At 64.9% G+C, this 23,005-nt stretch carries 16 protein-coding genes and 1 pseudogene; 7 read left to right on the plus strand and 10 right to left on the minus strand.

Going from position 1 to position 23,005, the window contains the following annotated elements; genetic code table 11:
• Positions 1–13: 13 nt before the first annotated feature.
• Positions 14–1,975: a glycosyltransferase gene (locus tag BLU38_RS10380; RefSeq protein WP_172836110.1), complete on the minus strand. Its 1,962-nt coding sequence runs from the start codon at positions 1,973–1,975 to the stop codon at positions 14–16.
• Positions 1,976–2,050: 75 nt separating this feature from the next.
• Here BLU38_RS10380 and asnB point away from each other — a divergent pair, with 75 nt between their 5' ends.
• The gene (asnB, locus tag BLU38_RS10385) at positions 2,051–3,922 is read left to right on the plus strand and encodes an asparagine synthase (glutamine-hydrolyzing) (protein ID WP_091524021.1); all 1,872 of its coding nucleotides are present in this window, start codon (positions 2,051–2,053) and stop codon (positions 3,920–3,922) included.
• Here asnB and BLU38_RS10390 read toward each other — a convergent pair.
• From BLU38_RS10390 to BLU38_RS32330, 3 genes and pseudogenes are all read right to left on the minus strand, one after another.
• On the minus strand, positions 3,903–4,730 hold the full coding sequence (locus tag BLU38_RS10390) for a glycosyltransferase (RefSeq protein ID WP_091524025.1): 828 nt from the start codon (positions 4,728–4,730) through the stop codon (positions 3,903–3,905). The genes asnB and BLU38_RS10390 overlap by 20 nt on opposite strands.
• Positions 4,730–5,164, minus strand: coding sequence for an acyltransferase (locus BLU38_RS10395; protein ID WP_231920274.1), 435 nt, complete (start codon positions 5,162–5,164; stop codon positions 4,730–4,732). Before BLU38_RS10395 ends, BLU38_RS10390 begins: the two co-directional genes overlap by 1 nt.
• Before the next feature lie 15 nt (positions 5,165–5,179).
• Positions 5,180–5,401 (minus strand): annotated as a pseudogene (locus BLU38_RS32330) (hypothetical protein); the annotation flags it as partial.
• A gap of 38 nt (positions 5,402–5,439) precedes the next feature.
• Here BLU38_RS32330 and BLU38_RS10400 point away from each other — a divergent pair.
• From BLU38_RS10400 to BLU38_RS10410, 3 genes are all read left to right on the plus strand, one after another.
• Entirely contained in the window at positions 5,440–6,477 is a 1,038-nt protein-coding gene (locus BLU38_RS10400; RefSeq protein ID WP_091524030.1) for an ACP S-malonyltransferase, read from the plus strand.
• 65 nt (positions 6,478–6,542) lie between these two features.
• A complete protein-coding gene (locus BLU38_RS10405; protein WP_091524033.1) occupies positions 6,543–11,396 on the plus strand; it encodes a DUF4082 domain-containing protein in 4,854 nt (1,617 codons plus the stop codon).
• A gap of 357 nt (positions 11,397–11,753) precedes the next feature.
• On the plus strand, positions 11,754–12,359 hold the full coding sequence (locus BLU38_RS10410) for a sugar transferase (protein WP_231920275.1): 606 nt from the start codon (positions 11,754–11,756) through the stop codon (positions 12,357–12,359).
• Between the two features lie 301 nt (positions 12,360–12,660).
• Here the strand turns inward: BLU38_RS10410 and BLU38_RS10415 are convergent, their stop codons facing one another.
• Positions 12,661–13,665 (minus strand): acetylxylan esterase, encoded by a 1,005-nt coding sequence (locus BLU38_RS10415; RefSeq protein ID WP_091524039.1) that lies wholly within the window; start codon positions 13,663–13,665, stop codon positions 12,661–12,663.
• A 61-nt stretch (positions 13,666–13,726) separates the two neighbouring features.
• Here BLU38_RS10415 and BLU38_RS10420 point away from each other — a divergent pair, with 61 nt between their 5' ends.
• The 3 genes from BLU38_RS10420 (at position 13,727) to BLU38_RS10430 (ending at position 16,723) form a co-directional block, all read left to right on the plus strand.
• The gene (locus BLU38_RS10420) at positions 13,727–14,224 is read left to right on the plus strand and encodes a SixA phosphatase family protein (RefSeq protein ID WP_091524043.1); all 498 of its coding nucleotides are present in this window, start codon (positions 13,727–13,729) and stop codon (positions 14,222–14,224) included.
• A 261-nt stretch (positions 14,225–14,485) separates the two neighbouring features.
• Positions 14,486–16,039, plus strand: coding sequence for a sugar transferase (locus BLU38_RS10425; RefSeq protein ID WP_091524047.1), 1,554 nt, complete (start codon positions 14,486–14,488; stop codon positions 16,037–16,039).
• A 72-nt stretch (positions 16,040–16,111) separates the two neighbouring features.
• Positions 16,112–16,723, plus strand: a complete 612-nt coding sequence (locus tag BLU38_RS10430) for an arsenate reductase/protein-tyrosine-phosphatase family protein (protein WP_091524052.1) — start codon at positions 16,112–16,114, stop codon at positions 16,721–16,723.
• Between the two features lie 18 nt (positions 16,724–16,741).
• Here the strand turns inward: BLU38_RS10430 and BLU38_RS10435 are convergent, their stop codons facing one another.
• From BLU38_RS10435 to BLU38_RS10455, 5 genes are read right to left on the minus strand one after another with little or no spacing between them, the layout of a single operon-like run.
• Positions 16,742–18,256, minus strand: coding sequence for a polysaccharide biosynthesis tyrosine autokinase (locus BLU38_RS10435; protein ID WP_157683361.1), 1,515 nt, complete (start codon positions 18,254–18,256; stop codon positions 16,742–16,744).
• Between the two features lie 23 nt (positions 18,257–18,279).
• Positions 18,280–19,686 carry a hypothetical protein gene (locus BLU38_RS10440; RefSeq protein ID WP_157683362.1) on the minus strand — a complete coding sequence of 469 codons (1,407 nt, stop codon included), beginning with the start codon at positions 19,684–19,686 and terminating at the stop codon, positions 18,280–18,282.
• 12 nt (positions 19,687–19,698) lie between these two features.
• Entirely contained in the window at positions 19,699–21,216 is a 1,518-nt protein-coding gene (locus tag BLU38_RS10445) for a lipopolysaccharide biosynthesis protein (RefSeq protein ID WP_091524062.1), read from the minus strand.
• Entirely contained in the window at positions 21,213–22,307 is a 1,095-nt protein-coding gene (locus BLU38_RS10450) for a polysaccharide pyruvyl transferase family protein (RefSeq protein ID WP_091524066.1), read from the minus strand. Before BLU38_RS10450 ends, BLU38_RS10445 begins: the two co-directional genes overlap by 4 nt.
• The gene (locus tag BLU38_RS10455; RefSeq protein WP_091524070.1) at positions 22,304–22,993 is read right to left on the minus strand and encodes a hypothetical protein; all 690 of its coding nucleotides are present in this window, start codon (positions 22,991–22,993) and stop codon (positions 22,304–22,306) included. Before BLU38_RS10455 ends, BLU38_RS10450 begins: the two co-directional genes overlap by 4 nt.
• Positions 22,994–23,005: the final 12 nt, after the last annotated feature.

A 23,005-nucleotide genomic window follows, 5' to 3' on the forward strand; every position in this document is an offset into this window, starting at 1 on the left:
GATCTGACCGCGGTCACCGTGTTGCATGCTGGGTTGCCGGTCGACGGATACGTTGTGCCCAGGACTTCACGCGATCCAACCCTTCCTTGCCAACCGTGCGGACCAAGACGGATCGCGCCGTGCGGCGAAGGATGTCACGGCCGTCCCGAAGCGGCACCCGAAGGACAGCGTCTGCCGCCAGGGCGACTCCGGTCGGTGTCGGCAGTTCATCGAGCACGCCGGGGAAGTCGGTGACATAGTTCGCCGGATCAACCAGCCGGCCGCGAACGACGTTGCTCACGTTGCGGCTGTGTACCACCTGCAGCCACCCGGGTCGGCCTCGTTCGAATCGCACCGGCATATGTCTGCCGAGCATGTTGTGCCAATCGCGCCAGGCACTCACGGCACCGTCCCACGGCTCGGCGACGCTGCAGAAGGCGTTCTCCCGGTCGGCTCGGAGGTAGCACCGATCGCCGGACAGGATCAGCCCGTCGGCGAGGTAGAGTGCTGCTCGCTCCCCTCTCCGCGCCGCCATCTGCACTCTCTGCACGAAGTCGATGGCCAGGCCGTCATCATTGTCGAGGTTCGTCGTGATCAACATCTCCCCCGCCGCCCCTGTCGTGGCGCGAGCATCCTCGACCACGTGCTCCCACGTGGCGACGTCTCGGTAGACCGGCGTGAACACCTTTTCGGCGATCAGCGGAGCGAGCCGTTCGCGCAACCAGCTCGGACTCTGCGGATCGAGATAGACAATCCAGTCGAACCGACCACCAAAGGTTTGCGCTCGCACTGCCGGAACCGTGTAGCGCTCGAAGAGCTGGATGCGATTCTGGAGCCATCCGTCTTGGGCACGGATCAGGCTCTCCGGCCCCGGAGACGGAAGGTTGAAACGGGTCACCAGCACGTGATCAATTCCCACTCCATCGACGATCGAGCGAGACACTGCGACTCGGACGCCGGTATCCGCACGCATCGGGCTCGTCTGCTCCCGCTGCGCGAGAGATTCGTCGCTCGGATCGGTGCTGCGTGTCCCTGATGGGCCTGGCAGATCCGCCCACCGACGGCGTGACCACAACGCCTTGCGGGCTTGGACATGTGTTGCGTCACCGCGCCGCAGCTCCTCGTGAATGATCAGGATGGCGCGGTGCAGTCCGGCAGTCAGCGGCCGGTGTTTCTGCAGGTACCGAACGCGATTGATCATCAGGAGCGCGATCAACTCATTCGAACTGCCAGAGCCTCCCTGTCTGTGCTCGACGACGGCCTCGGGCTCGTACCAGACGTCCCAGCCTGCGTCGCGGATCCGGCGGAAGAAGTCGGTCTCCTCCGAATAAAGGAAGAACCGTTCGTCCCACGGCCCGATCCTCTGCCAGGCTTCGCGCGAGACGAGCAGCGCTGCACCGGTTGCCCAGTCGATCCGGCGAGCCGTGTCATATGCGCTCGGCTGTCGCACGAACTCCGACAGCCATTCCGGTCGCTGCAGCCAACTGCTTCCCAGAAACGCATCGCCGAGCGCCCGAGTCAGTGTCGGCTCTCTACGCAATGACGTGTAGGTCAGTCCAGCGCTGTCCACGATGCGTGGGACTACGATTCCGGCGCCAGTGGAGTCAAGGCGTGTCGCCATCCTCGCGATGCTGCCCGGACGCACCGTCAGGTCGGGATTGAGCACCAAGATCATCCTGGCCTCACCCACCCGGCTCGCCGCCACATTGATCCCGGCTGCATAGCCGAGGTTGCCGCCTGTCTCGAGGGTGATCACCCCATCCTCGGCGGCAGCGAGCTCAACAGATCGATCCGTCGATGCGTTGTCGGCAAGAATCACCCGCAGTCTCATGTGGTCCGCTTCGCGCCGTAGCGAGGCAAAGAGGCCTGGCAGGTCCGCTGCGGAGTTGTAGCTGACGATCAGCACGGCCACATCTGCGGCGTCGTCTAACCCCACGAAGCCGTTGCCCACCTGATGAGAGCGCACCGAGCGCTCGTGGTTCTGTCCCCCCACCACGACAGCAACGCTAACCGAACTACGTGTTTGTCGTAGCCAGCTTGAGAAATCCGTTCCACTGCTAGCGTTTGTGGCATGTGCGGAATTGCTGGTGAGCTCCGCCTCGACGGGCGGCCGGCACGCGCAACCGTGGTCGAGGCGATGGCTGATTCGTTGGTTCACCGCGGCCCGGACAGCGGCGGTTGCTGGCACGACGGATCAGTGGCACTCGGCCACCGGCGGCTTTCGATCATCGACCTGGACGGTTCGGCCCAACCGATGATCAGCACCGATGGTCGTTGGGCGTTGGTGTTCAACGGCGAGATCTTCAACTATCGCGAGCTGCGCCAACAGCTGCGTGGATACCCGTTCTGCACCGGTGGCGACACGGAGACCATCCTTGCTGGGATCGTCAAGCATGGCGTCGGATTCGTCGACAGACTGGTCGGCCAGTTCGCGATCGCCGTCTACGATCGGCGATCCCGAATCATGCATCTCGTGCGGGATCGGCTCGGAATTCTTCCGCTGTACTACTACCTGGACTCCCACCAATTGATCTTCGGATCCGAGATCAAGGCGATCCTGTCCGGCCTCGATTCGCGCCCTGGGGTCGATCTGTCGAGCCTGGACGACTACCTGTGGGGTCGTTCGGTCCCTTCGCCGCACACGCTTTTCGACGGCATCTACAAGGTGCAGCCGGGACACCGGATCGAAGTGGCAGTCGGTCGAGAACTGAGTGATCACTGCTACTGGCAACCACCTGCGCCTACCTCGGTCGGGTGGAGTGCGGGGGCTGCAGTGGAGGCCGTCGATGCTGCAGTCGGTGACGCCGTTCGGTCCGCCCTGGTTGCCGATGTGCCGGTCGGCGCATATCTGAGCGGTGGCGTCGACAGCAGTCTGATCGTGGCGAAGGCGGCGAGGTTTCATCCTGGACGGCTGAAGACCTTCGCTGCGAGTTTCGGCGATCCACGTTATGACGAGCTGGATTATGCCCGGCAGGTCAGCGAGCATGTCGGCACCGATCATCATGAGGTGCGCGTGGACGCGGCAGACTTCGAGGAACTCTGGCCGACCCTTACCTGGCACCGTGATGCGCCGATGTCGGAGCCGGCGGACTTCGCTGTGTTCCGATTGGCTCAGGCAGCACGAGCAGAAGTGAAGGTGGTCCTGTCCGGCGAAGGCGGTGACGAACTCTTCGGGGGCTACCCGAAGTATCGCGTAGCCCGCGCCATGGCGACCGCGTCTATTGTGCCAGGTGGCGTCCGTCGAGCTATCGGCGGACGCCTCGACCAGCACCTGCCGGAGCGACTGGCACGTCTCCGGATCGCCTTGCGCGTTTGGTCCACACCAGGTCGCGATGAGCAGTATCGAGCCTGGTTCGCACCGTTCAGTGTCGCGGAGCGGATGGATCTCCTCGGTCAAGTCGCCGCGCGCGACACAACCCAGAAGTCCCACACCCGCGACCCGATCCGAGCAATGTTACTCTCCGATCTCCACGTCTGGCTGCCGGACAATCTCCTGGAGCGCGGCGACCGGATGTCGATGGCCACATCATTGGAGCTTCGGCCGCCGCTTCTCGATCACCGGCTGACCGAGCTGGCGTTCCGGTTGCCGTCGTCGGTCAAAGTCCGCTCCGGACAGACCAAATGGGTGCTGAAGGAGGTGGCCCGTCGCTACCTGCCCGCCCAGATCGTGGATCGCCGCAAGATCGGATTCCGAGTGCCGCTGGATGCCTGGTTCCGGACCTCGTTGCGAGACACCATGTTCGACCGGCTGAGCGGGCCGGGCTCGTTTGTCGGCGAGGTCTTCGATCGGTCTGCAGTCCGACGGCTCCTGGAACGCCACGACAGCGGTGCGTTCAATGAGGAGATCCGGATCTGGACGCTGATGTCTCTGCAGGTCTGGCACGAGACCTTCTTCTCAGCCTCACGGCCCAGCGCCACAACCTCTACCCGACGCGAGAGCTGAGGTCCCGCTCCCAACGCTCGGACGGGTGGGAGGTGCGTGCACTGAGCCGCGCGTAGATGATCACGGCTGCGTAGACCGCTGCGTCGAAAGCGCGCCACGGGGACTTCCTGATCATCATCCCGAGGTCGGTAAGCTGCGAGCGTTGTCCGTCTGACAGCCCGACTCCTCCCTGCGCTACCTCGGCCTGGGATCTGTACGTACGTCGCAGGATCCGCAGCAGATCCGCTGATCGGCGAGGAGTTTTGACGACGACCGGGTCGGTGTCAATGATGGCGATCTCATCGTGCCGGAACTGGCTGTCGATGAACAGATCATCGGAGACGATCTCGGGAAAGTCTCGGAATCTTGCCCGTCCGGCCTCAGAGAGCGCGTAACAACCCGCACCCCACAGGGTCGAGGAGATCGAGGGCAACTGTTCCCTGACCCGATACCACCGACGCACGAGCCAACTGGCTCCCGTGGTGTCAAAAACGTGGGCAGGTCGACCAGCAAGCACGCCTCGACAGAGCGTGCCGATCACGTCCGCTGCCGCCTTGCTGGTCAGCGTGATGTCGGCATCGAGGTAAATCCTCGGTCCCGGGCCCGCGCGCCGTTCACCCTCCCGGAGCGCGGCGGTCTTTGACGCTACCCCGATCTCGACGACCTCGACATTCTTATGCGCACGCGCTGTCGCGGCAGTCCGGTCTGCACATCCATTGGGCACGACGATGACCTGCAGGCCGGCCTGCATCGCCTCGTCCAGCGCCGCGAGCGTGCGCCCGATGACCCTCTCCTCATCATGCGCGGCGATGATGACCGACCCAGTCATCACGCCGACTCGCTTGCATGATCGCCGGCGACTTCGATGGTCCCGGCAGCGCCGCGGAACCGCCGGTCGCACACCCGGCAGACAAGATCGTCGGCGAGCCGGGCGCCGCAGATGCACACCCAGCCGACCTGTCTGGCCGGGCTGCCGACGACGAAGGCGTGGGCCGCGACATCTCTGGTGATCACCGAGCCGGCGCCGGCGAAGGCGTACTCGCCGATCGTCACGCCGCAGACCACTGTGCTGCGGGCTCCGAGCGTGGCACCGCGATGGACCCAGGTGCCGAGCAGTGCCTCACCTTCGCGTTTGATGAACGCTCGCGGTCGGAGGTCGTTGGTGAAGGTGACACCCGGCCCCAGGAAGACGTCGTCGGCAATGTCGACGCCATCGAAGATCATCACCTGATTCTTGACGGTGACCCGATCCCCGATCCGCACCTGCCCCTCGACGTAGGCACCATCGCAAATGTTGCAGTCCGCGCCGACGCGCGCCCCGGGCAGCACATGAGCAAACGCCCAGATACGACTGCCCGAACCGACGGTTTTGCTTTCACACAAGGCATTTTGGTGTATGAAGACACCTGGAGGCCTCATCGTCACCATGACATCACAACTCCCCCGAGGTGCGGTGAGCGACTCGTGCCGGCGCATTGCCGACATCCTTACTTTAGCCATTGCACAGGGCTTCGCGGGCGGAATCGAAGGGACTGACCATGACCGTCGGCAACGACTGCTACGACGCGTCGGACCGACATGGACCCATCGCTGTGGTGGCCAACGGGACGGCCGGCTGGGTGCCGCCCAGGTCTCTTGCTCCGTGGCTGGACGACCCTACGGACGTCGCTCGAATCCGCTGGATGTCAGACGTCACCGGAGTCGACCTGATCCACCTGGGAACCGTTGCTGGCCAGCGGGACCTGAGCGATCCCGCGTCCAATCAGCCGTTGGCAACGGCCCTGCAGATCCTTGTCGGCGAACAACTCCTGAGAACCGCCGACCCGGCGGAGATCATTCTTGCTGGGCATGGCACGGGCGAGATCGCCGTCGCCGTCCTTGCCGGAGCATTGGCCCCGGAGGCTGGGCTCCAACTTGCCGTCCGTGTCGGGCAGGCCCAATCAGCGGCAGCCAGCCGTCGACCAGGCGGCCAGGTCGCCTTGTTGGGCGGCGATCCGGACGACATCACAGAACGTGCGCACGAGCTGGGATTGTCCGTCGCAGCGTACAACGGCGGTGGTGCCATCGTTGTTTCTGGGCCGTCTGACGCGCTCGACGAACTGCTCACCGCTCCCCCACTCCACGCCCGAGCCGAGCGGCTGCCCGCCAGCGGCGCCTATACCAGCGAGCTGATGACGGACGTGACATCTCAGGTCCATCGGGCACTGTCCGATCTGAGGATTGGTGCACTACGCCACCCTGCTGTCTCGGGCTTCGACGGCCTCCTCGCGGAAAGCGCTGACAGCTACATCAACGGCATCGTCGCCCAGCTGACCGGGCCGGTTCATTGGGACCTGATCATGGACAGCCTGGCCAAAGCCGATTCGGTCGCCATCCTGGAACTGCCACCTGCAGGTGCGCTCTCCGCGCTGGTGGTGCGGGGTATGCCCGGAGTGCAGGTCACGCCGATTCGCACGCCTCTGGACCTTGTCGAAGCCACGGCTCGAACGATGCCCCTCGGAGGACGACATCTAGCCCAGAAGTTAAGCCAGGAAGAGTTTCCTGGTTCTGCCACGGTCCCGGACAGGCCGCTGTAGCCTGATCGCGGGTCACCCGAGATCGACGGTTCGCCGGGGGCCTTCGGAGTCGGGGGGCAACGATAGTGACGAACAGAACCGATGGGCGGTCGCGCCCGGGATCGGACGGGCGACAAGGCACCGACGCGCGGCGATGGACCTTCAGTCGACGCAGGCTTCTCGGCTCGGCGGGGCTGGCGGCCGCAGCGGGATCGGCATGGCCCGGTCTGCGTCCCAGCACGGCCGCGGCAGCCGGCGAGACCAACTCCATCGAGCAGGAGAACGCTCTACCCGGCAACGATCAAGACGAGTGGGGATCCTGGAACCGGGACAGCATCCAGGGTTACACGACCAAATACAGCTATCTGCCCGGCGAGACCGTCAAGTTCAAGGTCAAGACCGACTCGGCCAACTGGCGGATCCGGATCTACCGGATGGGGTGGTACGGCGGTGCCGGCGCGCGCCGATTCGACGACGTCACGCCGTCGGTCCCACTGCCGCAGCGTCAACCGGACAATCCGATCCTGCAGGCGGACGTGCTGCTCAAGGACTACGGCAACTGGGCCGTCTCGGCATCCTGGACGATCCCGACGAACGCTGTGTCCGGGGTCTACTACGCGTTGCTCGAACGGTTGGACAACGACGATTCCAACCACTGCATCTTCGTGGTGCGTCGCAACGGCCCGTCCGACATCCTGGTGCAGACCTCGGACATGACCTGGCAGGCCTACAACATGTACGGCGACAACAGCCTCTACTTCAGCGAGCAGGGCGCAACGCTGGGCCGAGCCTACAAGGTCAGTTACAACCGCCCGATCTTCGGTGGCGGCATCGAAAACATGTTCCTCGGCAGCGAGGTCCCACTGGTCAGATTCCTCGAGCGCAATGGCTACGACGTCTCCTACTGCGGCGGAGTCGACGTTCACCAGGACGGCACCCTGCTGCTCAACCACAAGATCTTCATCTCCTCCGGCCACGACGAATACGTCTCCGGTCCCCAGCGCTCGCATGTCACCTCGGCCCGCGATGCCGGCGTCAACATGATCTTCATGACCGGGAACGAATACTTCTGGCGGGTCCGGTTCGAGCCGTCCATCGACGGCTCGAACACCGCCGACCGGACATTGGTCTGCTACAAGGAGACGCTCGACGGTGCACGCCTCGACCCGACGTCGGAATGGACCGGGACCTGGGCTGACCCACGCTTCACTCCACCAGCGGTCGGCGGGAATCACCCGCAGAACGATCTCACCGGCCAGTTCTTCCGGGTGATCCTGCCGACCGGGCAGCCCGATGACACCATCACCGTCCCGGCCGAGTACGCACCGCTGCGGTTCTGGCGGAACACCGCTGTCGCCAACCTGACAACAGGCCAGAGCCGTTCGCTGGCACCGAGCACCCTGGGCTACGAGTTCGACTGCGACGAGGACAATGGATACCGACCTCCGGGCAGCATCCGGCTCTCCTCCACCACCGTCACCGTGCCGCAGATCCTGCGTGATTACGGCGGCACCTACTCGGCCGGCTCGACCACCCACAACATGACGCTCTACAGGGCGAGCAGCGGGGCGCTCGTCTGGGGCACCGGAACGGTCCAATGGGCGTATGGGTTGGACGACTACCACGAAGCCGACCAGGGCACCGCGACCGATGCCGCGATGCAGCAGGCGACGGTGAACGTGCTGGCCGACATGGGCGTTCAGCCGAGCACCCTGATGAGCAGCCTGACAGCGGCACACAAGTCGACCGACACCACGGGCCCGACCGTGACGATCAGCTCGCCGGTCGATGGGTCGACCTTCCCAATCGGCACCGCGGTGACGATCACCGGCACCGCTCAGGACGCCGATGGCGTCGTTGCCGCCGTGGAGATCTCGATCGACGACGGTGCCAGCTGGCACCCGATCACCGGACGATCCTCGTGGAGCCACGTGTTCACTCTGATGACAACCGGCACCAACTCGATCAAGGTCCGCGGGATCGACGACAGCTGCAACATCGGCACCCCGACGACGCTCAACCTGGTCGCCGGGCCGAGAGAGTTCCCGTGCTCCATCTGGCCCGACAGCATCCTCCCCGCGGTCACCTCGTCCGACGACGCCGGCAGCATCGAGGTAGGTGTCAAGTTCCGATCGAACAAGGCCGGCTTCGTCACGGGTCTGAAGTTCTACAAGGGCAGCGGAAACACCGGAACCCATGTCGGTCACCTCTGGAGCTCCACCGGAACCTCGCTGGCCCAGGCGACCTTCGACAACGAGACGACCGCCGGCTGGCAAACCGTCACGATCCCGAGCGTCCCGGTCGGCGCCGACAAGACCTACATCGCCTCGGTGTACATGCCGGTCGGCAACTACGCCGCCGACGCCGGCTACTTCGGTCAGGCCTTCGCCCTCGACCCACTCCGCGCCCTGGCCGATGGGGACGACGGGCCGAACGGTGTATATCGCTACGGGTCGAGCGGCTTTCCCAGCCAGTCCTTCGGCGCAACCAACTACTGGGTCGACGTCGTGTTCACCACCCACGACGCCAACCCACCTCGGGTCGTCGACTCGACTCCGGCGCCGGGCGTCAGCGCTGTCAATGTCAAGGAACCGATCACTCTCACCTTCGGCGCAGGGGTCACCGCCTCGTCGATCAGCTGTGAGTTGCGCAGCGCCGCCGGCGCGGCGGTCTCCGGTGCGACGGCCTACGATCCGGACACGCTGACGATGGCCTTCACGCCGGCGGCTGATCTTGATCCGTTGACCGAGTACACCTTCACGTTGAGCGCCGCGACCAATGCCGACGGCGTTCCGCTGACCGATCCGGTCAAGATCAACTTCACCACGATCGGAGCGACCGGCAGCTACCCGACGAGCATCTGGGACAGTGCCGCTCGCCCCGCGGTGATCGCCGACGACGACACCAGCGCCGTTGAGCTCGGTGTCCGCTTCCGCAGTGACATCGACGGCAGCATCACTGCGCTGCGTTATTACAAGGCCCCCGGATCACCCGGCGGTCACATCGGACACCTGTGGAGTGCCACCGGGGAACTGCTGTCGACGGTCGCCTTCGGTACCGAGACTCTCGGCGGCTGGCAGCAGGCAACATTGTCGACGGCGGTGGAGATCACCGCGGACACCGTCTACACGGTGTCGTACTACTGCCCAAATGGTGTCTACGGCGCCACCTCGGGTGCGTTCCTCGGCGGCGGGATCGACCGGGGCGTGCTGCACGCACTGGCCAACAGCGACGGCGGCAACGGCGTCTTCCAGTATGGCGTCAGCAGCTTCCCCAGCAGCACGGCGGGCGGTGCGAACTATCTGGCCGACATCGTGTTCGTCGCCGCGCCCGATCACACCGCGCCGACAGTGAGCAGTGTGTTTCCGGCCAAGGACCTGATTGCGGTCGACACGGCCGCAAAACCGACGGCCCAGTTCAGCGAGCCGATTGATCCGAACTCGCTGGCCTTCTCGCTCAGACGAGCAGACGGCGTCGTGATCAACGGCAGCGCGGCCTACGACGCCGCGTCCCAGGTCGCGACGTTCACCCCGGGCGCACGTCTGGACCAAGGCAAGAAGTACACCGCGACCGTCACGGCCACCGATACGGCCGGGAACGCGCTCGCCGACCCCGTTTCGTGGTCGTTCACCACGGTCCAGCCGATGGGCACGACACCTGTCACGCTGTGGGACACCTCGAGCGTGCCTCAGACCACAGCGGTCGACGACAGCACAGCGATCGAGGTCGGCTGCTGGATCACATCGAGCACCGCCGGCAAGATCAACGGCGTCCGCTTCTACAAGGGCATACCGAACACCGGAGACCATGAAGGACACCTGTGGTCGGCGGCCGGGACACTCCTCGGCTCCGCGAAATTCAGTCAGGAAAGCAGTTCCGGATGGCAGCAGGCGATGTTCGACAGCCCGATCACGATCGATGCCGACACCCCGTACGTGGTCTCGTACCACGCACCGAAGGGCGGCTACGCCCACACCGGAGGCGGCCTCAACAACTCCGTCAGTAGTGGCCCGCTGACTGCACCTGCCTCGTCGAGTGACCGCCCCAACGGCGTCTACCGTTACGGGGCGGCCGCGTTCCCGACCTCCAGCTACAACGCGGCGAACTACTGGGTCGACGCGATCTTCGCCGACACCGTCGGTGCCCAGGTCACCGACACCACGCCGACGGACGGCAAGACCGGTGTCGATCGGCTACCGATGATCACGGCGACCTTCAGCGATCCGGTCGTCGCGTCGTCGATCGTGATGCGTCTACGCGATGCCGGCGGCGGACTGATCAGCGGTGATGTCAGTTACGACGCCAGTACGCAACGGGCCCGCTTCACGCCGGCCTCGGCTCTGACATTGGGCGCGGTCTATACGGCGTCGGTCGAGGAGGCAACAGACACAGCAGGCAATCCACTCAGCGCCAAGAAGAGTTGGAGTTTCACTGTCATCGGTCTCGATGCCCAAACACTGTGGCCGACAAGCACGACGCCGGCTCAACTGCTGGATTCGTCGTCGGATCCGACAGAACTTGGCGTCAAGTTCCGCAGTGCGATCGCCGGTCAGATCAATGGCATCCGCTTCTACAAGGGCGGCCCGACCGCGCAGGGGCCACACAGTGTCAGCCTCTGGTCCGCTTCCGGCTCACGGCTCGGCACGGTTCCGGTTGCCTCGGAATCCGCACGCGGCTGGCAAGTGGCGATGTTCGCCGATCCGATCCCGATCGAGGCCGACACGACCTACGTCGCCTCGTACTTCGCGCCGAACGGTCACACCTCCTACGACAGTGGCTACTTCGCCACCGACTGGACACGCGGCGACCTGACCGCGCCGAAGAACGGTGGTAGCAGCGGACCCAACGGCGTCTACGCGGAATCAACGACCAGTACGTTCCCCGACCGAAGCGGAGGTGGCACGAACTACTGGGTGGACGTCCTTTTCACGACGGCGTGATCCTCGGAGAATTCACCGGGACAGTGCGATGTTCACCGGGCAGTCGTGGGAGATTCCTGCAACCGGGCCCCGATCAGCACCCATATCGATAGAGTGGTGTCAGCTCGGGGGAGCAAGCCATAGGGCCGATATGTCGTCCTGATTGTCCGGCCGGTTCGGCGGCGATCGAGACCTCAGCCTGCCTCTTATCTCCCGAGAAACAAAGACCCATCACAGTGACGGTGGGTCTTCGAATATCGGGGGATATTCAATATGTCACTCATCGAGCGCCCCGTGACGCGACGCGGCGAACAATCAACATCAGCGGGGCTACGCAGGGAGTCCAGGACCGTCAATCCCAGACACGCCGGCTCGACCGTGGGGCGGCGCAGGTCCAAACGGATCGTTGATCTCGGACTGACCGCGATCGGGCTGATGGTCCTCGCACCCTTGCTGATCTTGATCGCCGCCACGGTCAAGATCAGCGAGCCGACCGGTCCGGTGATCTTCAGGCAACGCCGGGTCGGCATCGATGGCACAACGTTCACGATGTACAAGTTCCGATCGATGTACGCCGACGCCGAGTCCAGACTCGCTCAGCTGACTGCGATCAACGAAGGCGCCGGGCCGCTGTTCAAGCTGGTCCACGATCCTCGGGTGACCAAAGTCGGGAGGATCCTGCGTCGCTATTCGCTCGACGAATTGCCACAATTGCTCAACGTGCTGTTCGGCACGATGTCCCTGGTCGGTCCGCGGCCGGCTCTGCAGTCCGAAGTCGACACCTACGATGCTGTCGTCCGTCGCAGACTGACAGTTGTTCCTGGGCTCACCGGACTGTGGCAAGTGAGCGGCCGGTCGCTGTTGACCTGGGAGGAAAGTGTTCGGCTCGACCTGCGATATGTGGACTCCTGGTCAATCCGACTGGATCTGATCATCATGATCAGGACGGCTCAGGCCGTGATTTCCGGCCGAGGCGCCTTTTGACGAATTCGTTTCATCCGAGATCCCGATCGAATGCGACAGCGCAAAATCTAACGACCGAACATGACATTACTGCCACAAACTGGCATCACCAGCTCCGTGATCGGCTGCGGCTCACTTGGGCGCCGTTCATCCGGCCAGCATGGCTCACTTGCGATACGTCGAACTAGATCTCGACCGACTCAAAGGGCTTGTAACCGATCCCCGGATCCTCGACGGCCGCAACGCACTGGATCCGGCTCCCTGACGTGGGGCCGGATGGGTCTACCGGTTCTTGGACCAGCCCCGACCCACGGGCCGGTTGTCAGCCGAAGATCCGGCCGATCCACTCCAACTTGGCCTGGGTCTGGTAGTCGCCGCCGCCCTCGTGTCCATTGTGCGAGTAGACGTTGATCGACTTCTCCGGCTGGCCACCGGCGCGCTCGCCGTAGAAGTTGTAGGCCGCATAGACCGTCGACGGCGGGCAGGTGGCATCCATCAGCGCGACCGAGAACAGTGTTGGCGCGGTCGCACGTCGGCCCAGGTTGACGCCGTCGAAGTAGGACAGCGTCTGGTAGGCGGTCTCCACCCGGTCCCGCCAACCGTGCAGATAGCTGGTGATCTCGGAGTATGGCGCGTTGTCGGTGATCTTGAGCGCCCGCTGGAAGTGGCAAAGGAACGGCACGTCCGGCGCGCAACCGGCCAACTCGATTCCCGCGTACGACGCCAACCCGGCTGCCGCGATCGACAGGCCACCGCCCTGGCTGCCGCCGGCGACGACGATCTTGGACGCGTCCACCAACGGATTGCTGATCGCCGCCTGCAGACAGCGAACAGTGTCGGTGTAGAGCCGCCGGTAGTAGTAGTTCTTCGGATCATCGAGCCCGGACGTCATGAAGCCGGACGCGTGGTTGAAGCCGGCTTCGGGCGCATCATCCGGTGTCGCGGACGGGCCGCCGGTGTTCCATCCCTGACCACGTGTGTCCATCACCAAGTGGGCCCACCCGGCCGAGGCGAAGACCGTGCGGGAGAACGGGAACCCGCGTCCACCGGAATAGCCGAGGAATTCCACCACCGTGGGCAGCGGTCCGGTCGCGCCGGCCGGAACATTCACCCAGCCCTTGACTCGGGTGCCTCCGAATCCGGAGAAGGTCAGGTCATAGCTGTCGAAGATCGGTGTCCCGACATCGACGGGCTCGAATGTCGGATCCAGGTCGAAGTCCTGCGCCGCGGCCAGAGTCTTGGACCAGAATTCGTCGAAGTCGGCCGGTTCGGCCACCGTTGGCCGATACTGCCGGAGTTGATCAAGATCGAGATCGAACATCGCCATGGTGGCTGATTCTACGGCGACAGGTTGATCATGCTCCCACCAGTAACCGTAGAGTGAGCAGATGGCATCGGAGCACACCCTCTTGCTGCTGCGGCACGCCCAGGCGGTCGACTTCGCCGCGGGCCGCGGAGACCGCGATCGGCAGCTGACCGACTACGGGCTGGAGCAGGCCGTCGCGGTCGGCAACGCGATCCGGTCGCGCGCTGTCCGTCCCGATCTCGCTGTCTGTTCACCGGCGACGCGAACCCGTCAGACCTGGACTGCTCTCGGGCTGGACACGCCCTGCGAGTTCGACGAGGACGTCTACAACGCTGGCAGCGACACGCTGCTCGACGTGGTCCGGCTGATCGCCGAACAGGTCGGCACCGCGATGATCATCGGCCACGGCCCCGGGTTGCCGAGCTTGGCTGCTCAACTGGCGGGACCAGGATCGGACCAAAGGGCCCTGGACGTGATCAACAGTCGCTACCCGACCGCGACCCTGACGGAGTTCGCCGTCGACGCCCCCTGGGCGGATCTGCAGATCGCTCGACTGGACTGGTTGCGCCTGGGACAATGACTCGCTTCGCAGGTGGCGATCGTCCAACAGTCGGACAAGAACGTGGTTCGGCAAAAGAATACTGCGCAATTCGGACTTTCCCCGTGTGCCCTGGACCTCTTCGCGATAGCATCGCGATGAGTCTCGGGGGAGATGGCCAACCTTCGGATCCAGCGCATCGGGGCGCAGCGGATCTCGACGGTCGTTATCTGGCTTTGCTTTGTCCTGACCCCTCGTGACCTGAGTTGCGTTTCATCGGGGGATATCGGGGGATATCAGGCAATGTCAGCACCTGACACTGCCGTCGCAGTTCTGAGTGCCGAGCCCATCGGCACCGACGAACTGGTCGACGGCACACACGTCAACACGTTCTCCACCAGCGGCGTCGTCGACGAGCTGGCCGAGCGACGAGGCCGCCGGTCGGCCCGGACGCCGGACTTCCGCAGCTTCGTCACGCGATCGGTTCGCGTACTGCTTGCCGGCGATGCGGCGGCCGCCGTGGCCGCGGTTGCCCTGACCGGTGTGGTGGCCGACGCCCTGAGCGGCATCGGCGCCGTCGCTTGGGTGCTGGCCGGATGTGCCGCGATGATCGTCTGGCCGATCGTGATCCTCGCCTCCCGGGGCTATCGGCGCAGTCGCCTCGGTTCTCGCAGCTCGCTCCAGGTCGTTCTCCGAGCAGCTGCGATCGTGATCGTGTCCGGGGCTCTCCCTGCCGCGTGGTTCGGCCTCGACTGGATGCTCGCAGCCGTTGCCATCGGCGCACCGGCGGCTGCGATCGGCAGCACTGCGGTGCGGGTCGTCGTCGGTGAACGACTCCGTCGCGAGCAGCGTTCCGGCGGCACCTTGCGCAGCGTGATCATGGTCGGTGGCCCGGAAGCCGTCGACGAACTCTGCCGCGCGGTGGAGCGAGAGCGCGGCATGGGAATGCGGATCGCCGGCGTCTGCGTTCCGGCCGGCAGTGTTGATCGTGCGAAAGCAATGGGCCTCCCGGTGCTCGGTGACATCGAGCATGTCGCCGAAGCTGCCACCGAGCTGAACTGTGACGCGGTCGCCGTCACCGGAGCCGATGCCACCCGACAGAGCTTCCTGCGACAGTTGGCATGGTCGCTGGAGGGCGTCGACGTCGATCTGTTCGTCCATCCCGGACTGATCGATGTCGCACGTCCACGGATGCACATCCAGCCCTACTCGGGGTTGCCGATGCTGCATGTCGAACAACCGCACTTCACGGGTCTGCCCCGGCATGTCAAGCGGGCGACCGATATTGTGCTGACCAGCCTGGGGCTGTTGTTCATCTCGCCGTTGCTCGCGGCGGTCGCGATCGCGGTGAAGCTCGAAGATCGCCGGGGTCCGGTGATCTTCAAGCAGTCCCGAGTCGGCATCGACGGCAAGCCGTTCACGATGTACAAGTTCCGCTCGATGGTGGTCGACGCCGAGAAGCGCCTCGCGGAGCTCAAGGACAGCAATGAGGGCGCCGGACCACTGTTCAAGATCTCCAACGATCCGCGCGTCACCCGGGTGGGACATTTCCTCCGTCGATATTCGCTGGACGAGCTGCCTCAGCTGTTCAACGTCCTCGGCGGTTCGATGTCCTTGGTCGGTCCACGTCCGCCGCTGCAGTCCGAAGTCGACGCCTACGCTGAGGACATCCGCCGGCGGCTGAAGGTGATGCCCGGTGTCACCGGGCTGTGGCAGGTCAGTGGGAGATCGATGTTGTCCTGGGAGGAAAGTGTTCGACTCGACCTTCGCTATGTGGAGAACTGGTCCTTCGGTCTCGACCTGCAGATCCTCGCTCGGACCGCCTATGCCGTGCTGGCGAAGAAGGGCGCCTACTGATCGGCGACAATCGGTGCGCGTCACAGCGACCCTGCCGGGTCTCCACGCTGACGGACTGTCGGGAGGCTGCCCGTGACCTTGAACAACGCCACCACACCACCGTCAGCCGAGCGCGACGGTGCCGGATCCGATGAGCTGCGGGTGCTCGTCGTCTGCACGGCTAACCAATGCCGGTCCCCGATGGCCGAATTCCTGCTGCGCCACCGCGTCCAACAGCTCGGCCTGGACTGGACAGTCTCGTCAGCCGGCACGTTGGCTCTGCCCGGTCACCAGATGCACCCCAACACTGCGCGACTCCTCCGCGCCCGGGGCATGGTTGATCCTGACTGGCGAACTCGCCGCGTCGACACACACAGCCTCAGTGGGTCAGACCTGGTGCTGACCGCAACACGCGAGCATCGCGCTGCCGTCGTCGACACCGAACCAGGCTTGCGCGACAACGTATACACGATCCTGCAGTTCGCCGACCGCGTCAACGCAGTGCGTCAGGCCGGGATCTGGGATCCGCTGCGCGACACGTCCGACAAGTTGCTGACAGCGCTGAGGCGATCTGAAATCCCCGGAAACGGACAGGACCTGAGCGACCCGGTCGGGCGACGTTATCGACCGTTCAAGGCGTGTGCCCGAGTGCTCGATCACGCCAACGACATGATCTTCGGCCAATCGACGCAGCCAACGGAGTAGGCAAACGGCTGCTGCTCGTCAGGACGACCGGATGGGCTGCTCACGAGGTGTGGCCGCGGACGTGCGCATCGACCGCTGCGGATCGACAGCACGGGCCGGGCTCGGCGCAGGTTCGTCGTCCACTGGGTGTTCGGCTCTCGCCGGATTGTTCGGTGGTTCCGACGCGACCCGACCGTCCGCCGGCACGGGTGCCGCGGCCGGCGCCGTCTCACTGACTGCTCCATAGTAGTCGTAGGCAGCGCCGCGCTTCTTGGTCGGCACCCGGTTGATCACCGCCCCGACGATCCGGGCATCGACCGCACGCAACGCATCGGTGGATCCGGCGAACTCCTGCCGCTTGGTCTTGCCGTATCGGGCAATCACGAGAGCACCGTCGGCCTTCGCCGCGATGATCGCTGCGTCCGTCACCGGCAGCAACGGCGGGGTGTCGATCACGATCACGTCGTAGCCGGATCGGAAGTCGTCCAGCATCGCCGCCATTCGTTGGCTGCCGAGGATCTCCGACGGATTGGGAGGTACGGCGCCCGCCGGGAGGACCGACAGCCGGTGCCGATCTCCCCAGCCCTGGATCACGTCGTCGATGTCGACCTGCCCGACCAGGGCGTTGGTCAGCCCACGCGAGCCCTCCAGTCCGAAGTAGTCAGCGATCGACGGGCGGCGCAGGTCGGCGTCCATCAAGAGGACACGGTGCCCCGCTTCGGCGAACGCCATCGCCAGGTTCGCCGAAACGCCGGACTTGCCCTCCCCCGACATGGACGACGTCACCGCGACAATCTTCATCGGGTTGTCGACATCGGCGAACTGGATGGCTGTCCGCAACTGTCGGAACGCCTCGGCTCGAGCCGAGCCTTCGTCCCAATCCGCGATCAAGGGCGAGTGGCCGCTCTTGTCCGCGCCCTTGTCGAAGGGAATCCTCGCCAGTGAAGGCAGTTCCTTGATGTCGGACTCACCCCAGATGCGGGTGTCCAGACGGTCCCGGGTCACGGCCGCGAGCACCCCGATGATCAGCCCGCCGAGCAGCCCGGCGCCAAGATCAACTTTCTTGCGCGGCGAGCTCGGGTACAGCGGTGCGGCCGCCCGGCCGGCGATCGCATAGTCGACCGTAGCCCTACCGGACTCGGACTTCGGCGACAGCCGACTGACCGTGCTTCCCAGCTCATCGGAGACGGCATTGGCGATCGCCGCCGCCCGATCGGCGCTCGGATCGGTCGCCGAGATGGTGATCAGGACGGTGTTGTTCGACGCCACCGCGGTGACAGCGCCGGCCAGCTGGTCCGCGGTCTGATCGAGATCGAGATGCTCGATGACGGGATCGAGCACGATCGGTTCGGTCGCCAGCTGGGCGTAGGAGGTCAACTGTTGCTGGGCATAGTTGCCGCCTTGGGCCAGGTCATTGGCCGAGCTCGCCGCCGGAACAGAGAAGTACACCGTCGCGCTGGCTTCGAACTGCGGTGTCGTGAGGACGATCGCAGCTGCGCCGGCGCCGCCGCCCACGACGATGCCGAGGAGCACGTACAGCCAACGCCGCCGCACGCTCCGCAAGAAATCGATAACCGTCACTGTTCCCCCAACAATCCGCGTCCGGATGAATCACCCGAGCGCGACACGATCGCAGTCAGGCTACCTGACCGTGGGTCGGGCGAGGCCCGTTCCGACAGCTTCGCCGAAGCATTCGCCAGGTCGCCCGCCGTATCCTCGAGTCCTCGTCGAGCGAGTGTCTCCGACACCTGACCGCAGACCGCCAGGCCCACTACGAACCAGAAGAAGTCCGCGTACTGAGTGATCAGCGCAACAGTCGCCAGAGCCGGGATCTGCGCGACGACCGCAATCGTCGCTGCAGTCCCCCGCCGACTGATCACAATCAGTACGGCCGCGAGCAGCCCCAGCAGTCCGAGGATCAGGGCGAACCACCCGTACTGCAGGCCGGTCAGAATCAGCTGACTGTCGATCGAGCGGAAGGTGCCGAAGAAGAACTTGCCGTCAGGACTCTTGCGAGCCAGCGGTGACATCCCGAGAACGGAGATGCCCGGCACCAGATCGAGAAGCGATCCGCGGTAGCCGGCGCTCGCCGTTGCTTCATCCCCTGCGCTGCGCAGCGTTCGCAGGACGAACGGCAGAGCAGCTGCAGCCAGTACCCCGAACATGAGAATCAGACCGGCCCGGATCCTCGGCGCCAGCTCACGGAGCAGGAACAACACCAACACAACGCCGATCACGGCTCCGGCGATGGAGACCCGACTGACGGTCAGGACGACGCCGATCCCCATCACGACGGCCATCGCGCACCGCAGCCACGGCCGAAACCGTGACCCCAACGCCATCGGGATCGCCATCGCGGTCGCGCTGCCCGCCGCGATCGAGTGCCCGAATGCTCCTTCGGACCGAGTCACCGCACCACGGGTCTGGAGATCACCCCAGACGGAAAACAGGTCCGGATTACGATCCGGGAAGGCCAGGAACGGATTCCATCCCGTCACCATCTCCATGATCAATCCGACTGCCACGACGGTGAAGACAACAGCAACCGCTCCGTACAGCCATCGCACTCCGACCAGGCCTGCGACCAATCGGCCGATCAGGTAGGGAAACAGCCAGCTGGTGATCACGACGAAAGCGGTCGACAGCGTCGCACCGCCGGTGACGATCGGCGCCAGGCAGCTGAGCATGAACGCTGCCATCAGATAGTCCGGCAGTCCCAGCCTCAGCTCGCCGAGCCGATGTTTGACAAAAACCAGCAGAACCATCGCGACCACGGTCGCGGGCATGAAATAGAACTTCAGCGTGACCCCGGTCCAGACCGGTATCAGTGCGACGACGAGCAGCCAGACGGCGACGCCGACCCGCGGCCGGTGTCGGAACACCAGACCGAGCGCCAGCGCTCCGGCCGCTCCGAGCAACGCGACGACCAGCGTTGAGGCACTAATCGACATCGCCGTACAGCGGTGTCGACCGACGGCCGACACCGAGTTCGTAGTTCATCGTGCGGCGACCGCCTTCCGAGCCAGCGAAAGCACGCTGGCGACATCCCGTCGAATCGGACCGACCAAGCATCCCACGAGGTAGACCACTGCAATGCTCGCTGCCGCGATCAGGATCTGCAGCACACTCGGCAGGCCGGACACGCCGAGGTCGATCACCAGCCGTCCGACGACGGCAGCCGGCACCGCGCAGGCCAGGATGCGGCCGGCCCCGGCCCAGAGCTGATTGCGGGGATAGGGTGTGATGCGAGCCAGCCACCACAGCGATATCGGCCAGCCGATGCCCGGTGCGACGGCATATCCGATAGCCACTCCGATGATTCCGAAGTTGCTCCCGATCAGCACACAGGCGATCTTGATTGCCAGGCTGATCAGCGTGTAGCGCAGCAGTTGTGGCGTCAATCCGCGCGCCTGGTAGACCCAGCTGCCGACGTAGGCAAGCGTCTCGAACGCACCGGCGACCGCCAGCGCAGCAATGATTGGGGCGACCGTTGACCACCCTGGCCCGAGGAACAGCGCGACGGCGGGTTGGGCGGCCGCGAAGGCCAGGGCGAGGATCGGCACCAGGGTGTAGCCGAGCACCAGTTGGCCACGGACCACGTAGCCGTTGGAGCGCTGGATGTCATCCTGCACCCGCGCGAGCACCGGCACCGCAACATTGTTGGTCGGTCCGCGCATCTGATTCAGCGGTCGCATCAGGAGTTGGAAGCCACGGTTGTACAACCCGAGGGAGGCGGCGTTGAACCGCAGACTGATCACCAGGGTGTCGACATTGGAGTTCAGATACCCGATCAGTTGACTGCCGGCAAGATTCCATCCGTAGTTGATCATCGGTCGCACGGCGGCCAGCGGTGCCGGTTGGCGCGGCAGCCAGCGGTTCAGCAGGACCAAGATCAACAGACCGATCGCGGCCTGCAGGAGCTGTTGCAGTACCAGAGCCCAATAGCCGGCACCGAGAGCTGCCGCAACGAACGCTGCCGCGATGCCGACGAACTGAGCGGCGAGGTCGCTGAAGGTGGTTTCCTTGAAACGCAACCGCCGGACCAGACTCGCCCGGTATTGCGCCATCATGCCGTTGATCAAGAAGGTGAACGACAGGGCGCGAGCTATCCCGATCAACTGGTCATAGCCGAAGATCATCGCGATCACCGGCGCACCGAAGAAGACGACCACCGTCAGGACGGCTCCGATGGCCGTGTTCAGCCAGAACAACGTTGCTCGTTGATGACGGCTCAGGGACGGTGCTTGGATCGCCGCGGTGGAGAGACCGAAGTCGCGGAAGATCTCTCCTACCCCGACAACGGCGATCACGATGGCGATCAGGCCGTAGTCGGAAGGACTCAGCAACCGGGCCAGCACCGACACCGACACGATCTGCAGGACGATCCGCAGACCCTGGCCGACGTAGACCACCGATGCCCCGCGTGCGGCGGTCCGGCCGAGCGACCCGTCGTTGCCTGCCGGTCGGTCAGCCTCGTGGTCGGCGTGTGGCGGGATGTCCTGTTGAGCCGTCACGCGACAACTCGCTCCAACAATCTCGGCACCGGCTCCAGCAATTCCTGGGCACGGTCTCGGACCGCTCCGGCACGATCGGGCGCCTTCGGGTCGTCCATCGTCTCCAGGACGCGATCGATCGCGGAATCACTCTGCCGCTTCAGATCGATGCTGTCCGGCCCATCGATCGCCTCCAGCAACGGCGCGAACTTCCGCGAGTAGGCCAGCGGGATCGCGGGCACGCCCAGCGAGAGCGCATTCAGGCAGGCATGCATCCGGGACCCGATCACCAGTTCGGCCGTGGCGATCTTGGCCCGCACGTCATCCAGTGACGTGGGCACCAGGATCTCCGGACGGTCGTCACCTGCCTCTGCGACCTGGTCGGCAAACTCGCGGCAGGCTGGTTCGTCATTGTCCGGGTCCGGCGAATCAATGACGTGGGCAAGCAGCGTGACGTGCCGACCGCTTCGCTGAACCTGCTGGAACAGCTGGGACAGGAACCTGCGGTAGCCAAGATGATCGACGTGCGGATTGGGTTGCCAGAGCAGCCCAGACACGTTGAGCAGGATGTCGTGGGTCTTCAGCGCGACGAGTTGATCAAGGGCGAACACAACATCGGTGGTCAGGAGTTCGACCGGGCGGCGGAGTTCGGCCGCGACCTCGGCACTGCGCCGATCCCGTGCCATCACTGCGGTCGCCGTGCCGAGAGCCCGCCGGCCGAGGAGTCGGCCACGGCGAGTGCCGAACGGTCCGATCGTCTGTGGGCTGTAGACGATCGGAACGCGTGCTCGCCCGACGATCTCGGACATCAGGTTCATCGTCCAGAGCCGTTGCAGACCGTAGATATCGGCAAAGCTGTCCCCTGCTCGGGTGTCCAGGACAAGATCGAACTGCCTCACCCAGTCGGTCAATCCGTCGGTGTCTCGGATCAGTCTGCGCAGCTGGGAGCGGTGCGACCCGATCCGCACCGGAGCATCACCAGGCCCGTAGCCCTGGCGGCTGACCTCGACTGCCGGATCGATGCGGCGCAGGATCGCCTCGGTCCCAGCGCCCAACGCACGCACTCCGAGATTGGCGGAGCGCTCTTCGCCCCAGAGGATCAGAGCTTTCATCCGACATTGCCCGAGAATTGCAGCACCGTACGACCGGAGCCGTACTGCAGGTGAACCGTGACCGGCTTACGCAACGACTCAGCCAGCGTGAAGACGTAGGTCCCCCGGCTCGAGCCGTCGACGTCGAGAGTGCCGGCCAGCGGAGCCGACTTGCCCCCGGTGGTGACGATGCCGGGCGTACCGTCGGAGCCGCTGAGTGTCACGCTCACCGTGCCGAGATCGATCGGCGCCGCACTGCCGTTGGTGATCTTGACCGTGGTGGCGACAGCAGCGCCACCCACCTCTCCGGGGCCGACCGGGGCCGCCTTCGCAGCCGTGACCTTGGTGACGGCGACCGTGACGCCGTCGTCGAAGCGCGCGGTTTGATGCAACGGCTTCTTCGACTCGTAGCTCACCTTGTGGGTGTCCTCGGACCGCTGCTTGATATTTCCCTTCGGACGCACCGGTTTCGCCGGCTTCGTCGCTGTCGGGTCGGCCTTCGCCGATGCCGTGCTGCTCGCCGACGGCTTCGACTCCTTCGACGGCTTGGCCTTGTCGGCCTTGTCCGATGGGGTGCTCTTGTCCGAAGGATGTGTCGATGCCGTCGGCTTGACCGACGGTGCCGCAGACCCCGGCCCCGCCGGAACCGCGACCTGCGTAGAGGCACAGGACTGGACTCCCAACCCGATGACCAGTGCCGCCAACACGCCGGCCCCTGC

It is taken from the genome of Microlunatus soli (assembly GCF_900105385.1).
In the GTDB taxonomy this organism is placed as follows: Bacteria; Actinomycetota; Actinomycetes; order Propionibacteriales; family Propionibacteriaceae; genus Microlunatus; species Microlunatus soli.

What these genes read in the sequence shown, in the direction of transcription:
- asnB (WP_091524021.1), top strand. Translation starts at nt 2,051, where the DNA reads ATGTGCGGAATTGCTGGTGAGCTCCGCCTCGACGGGCGGCCGGCACGC.
- BLU38_RS10390 (WP_091524025.1), bottom strand. Translation starts at nt 4,730, where the DNA reads ATGACTGGGTCGGTCATCATCGCCGCGCATGATGAGGAGAGGGTCATC.
- BLU38_RS10400 (WP_091524030.1), top strand. Translation starts at nt 5,440, where the DNA reads ATGACCGTCGGCAACGACTGCTACGACGCGTCGGACCGACATGGACCC.
- BLU38_RS10415 (WP_091524039.1), bottom strand. Translation starts at nt 13,665, where the DNA reads ATGGCGATGTTCGATCTCGATCTTGATCAACTCCGGCAGTATCGGCCA.
- BLU38_RS10420 (WP_091524043.1), top strand. Translation starts at nt 13,727, where the DNA reads ATGGCATCGGAGCACACCCTCTTGCTGCTGCGGCACGCCCAGGCGGTC.
- BLU38_RS10425 (WP_091524047.1), top strand. Translation starts at nt 14,486, where the DNA reads ATGTCAGCACCTGACACTGCCGTCGCAGTTCTGAGTGCCGAGCCCATC.
- BLU38_RS10450 (WP_091524066.1), bottom strand. Translation starts at nt 22,307, where the DNA reads ATGAAAGCTCTGATCCTCTGGGGCGAAGAGCGCTCCGCCAATCTCGGA.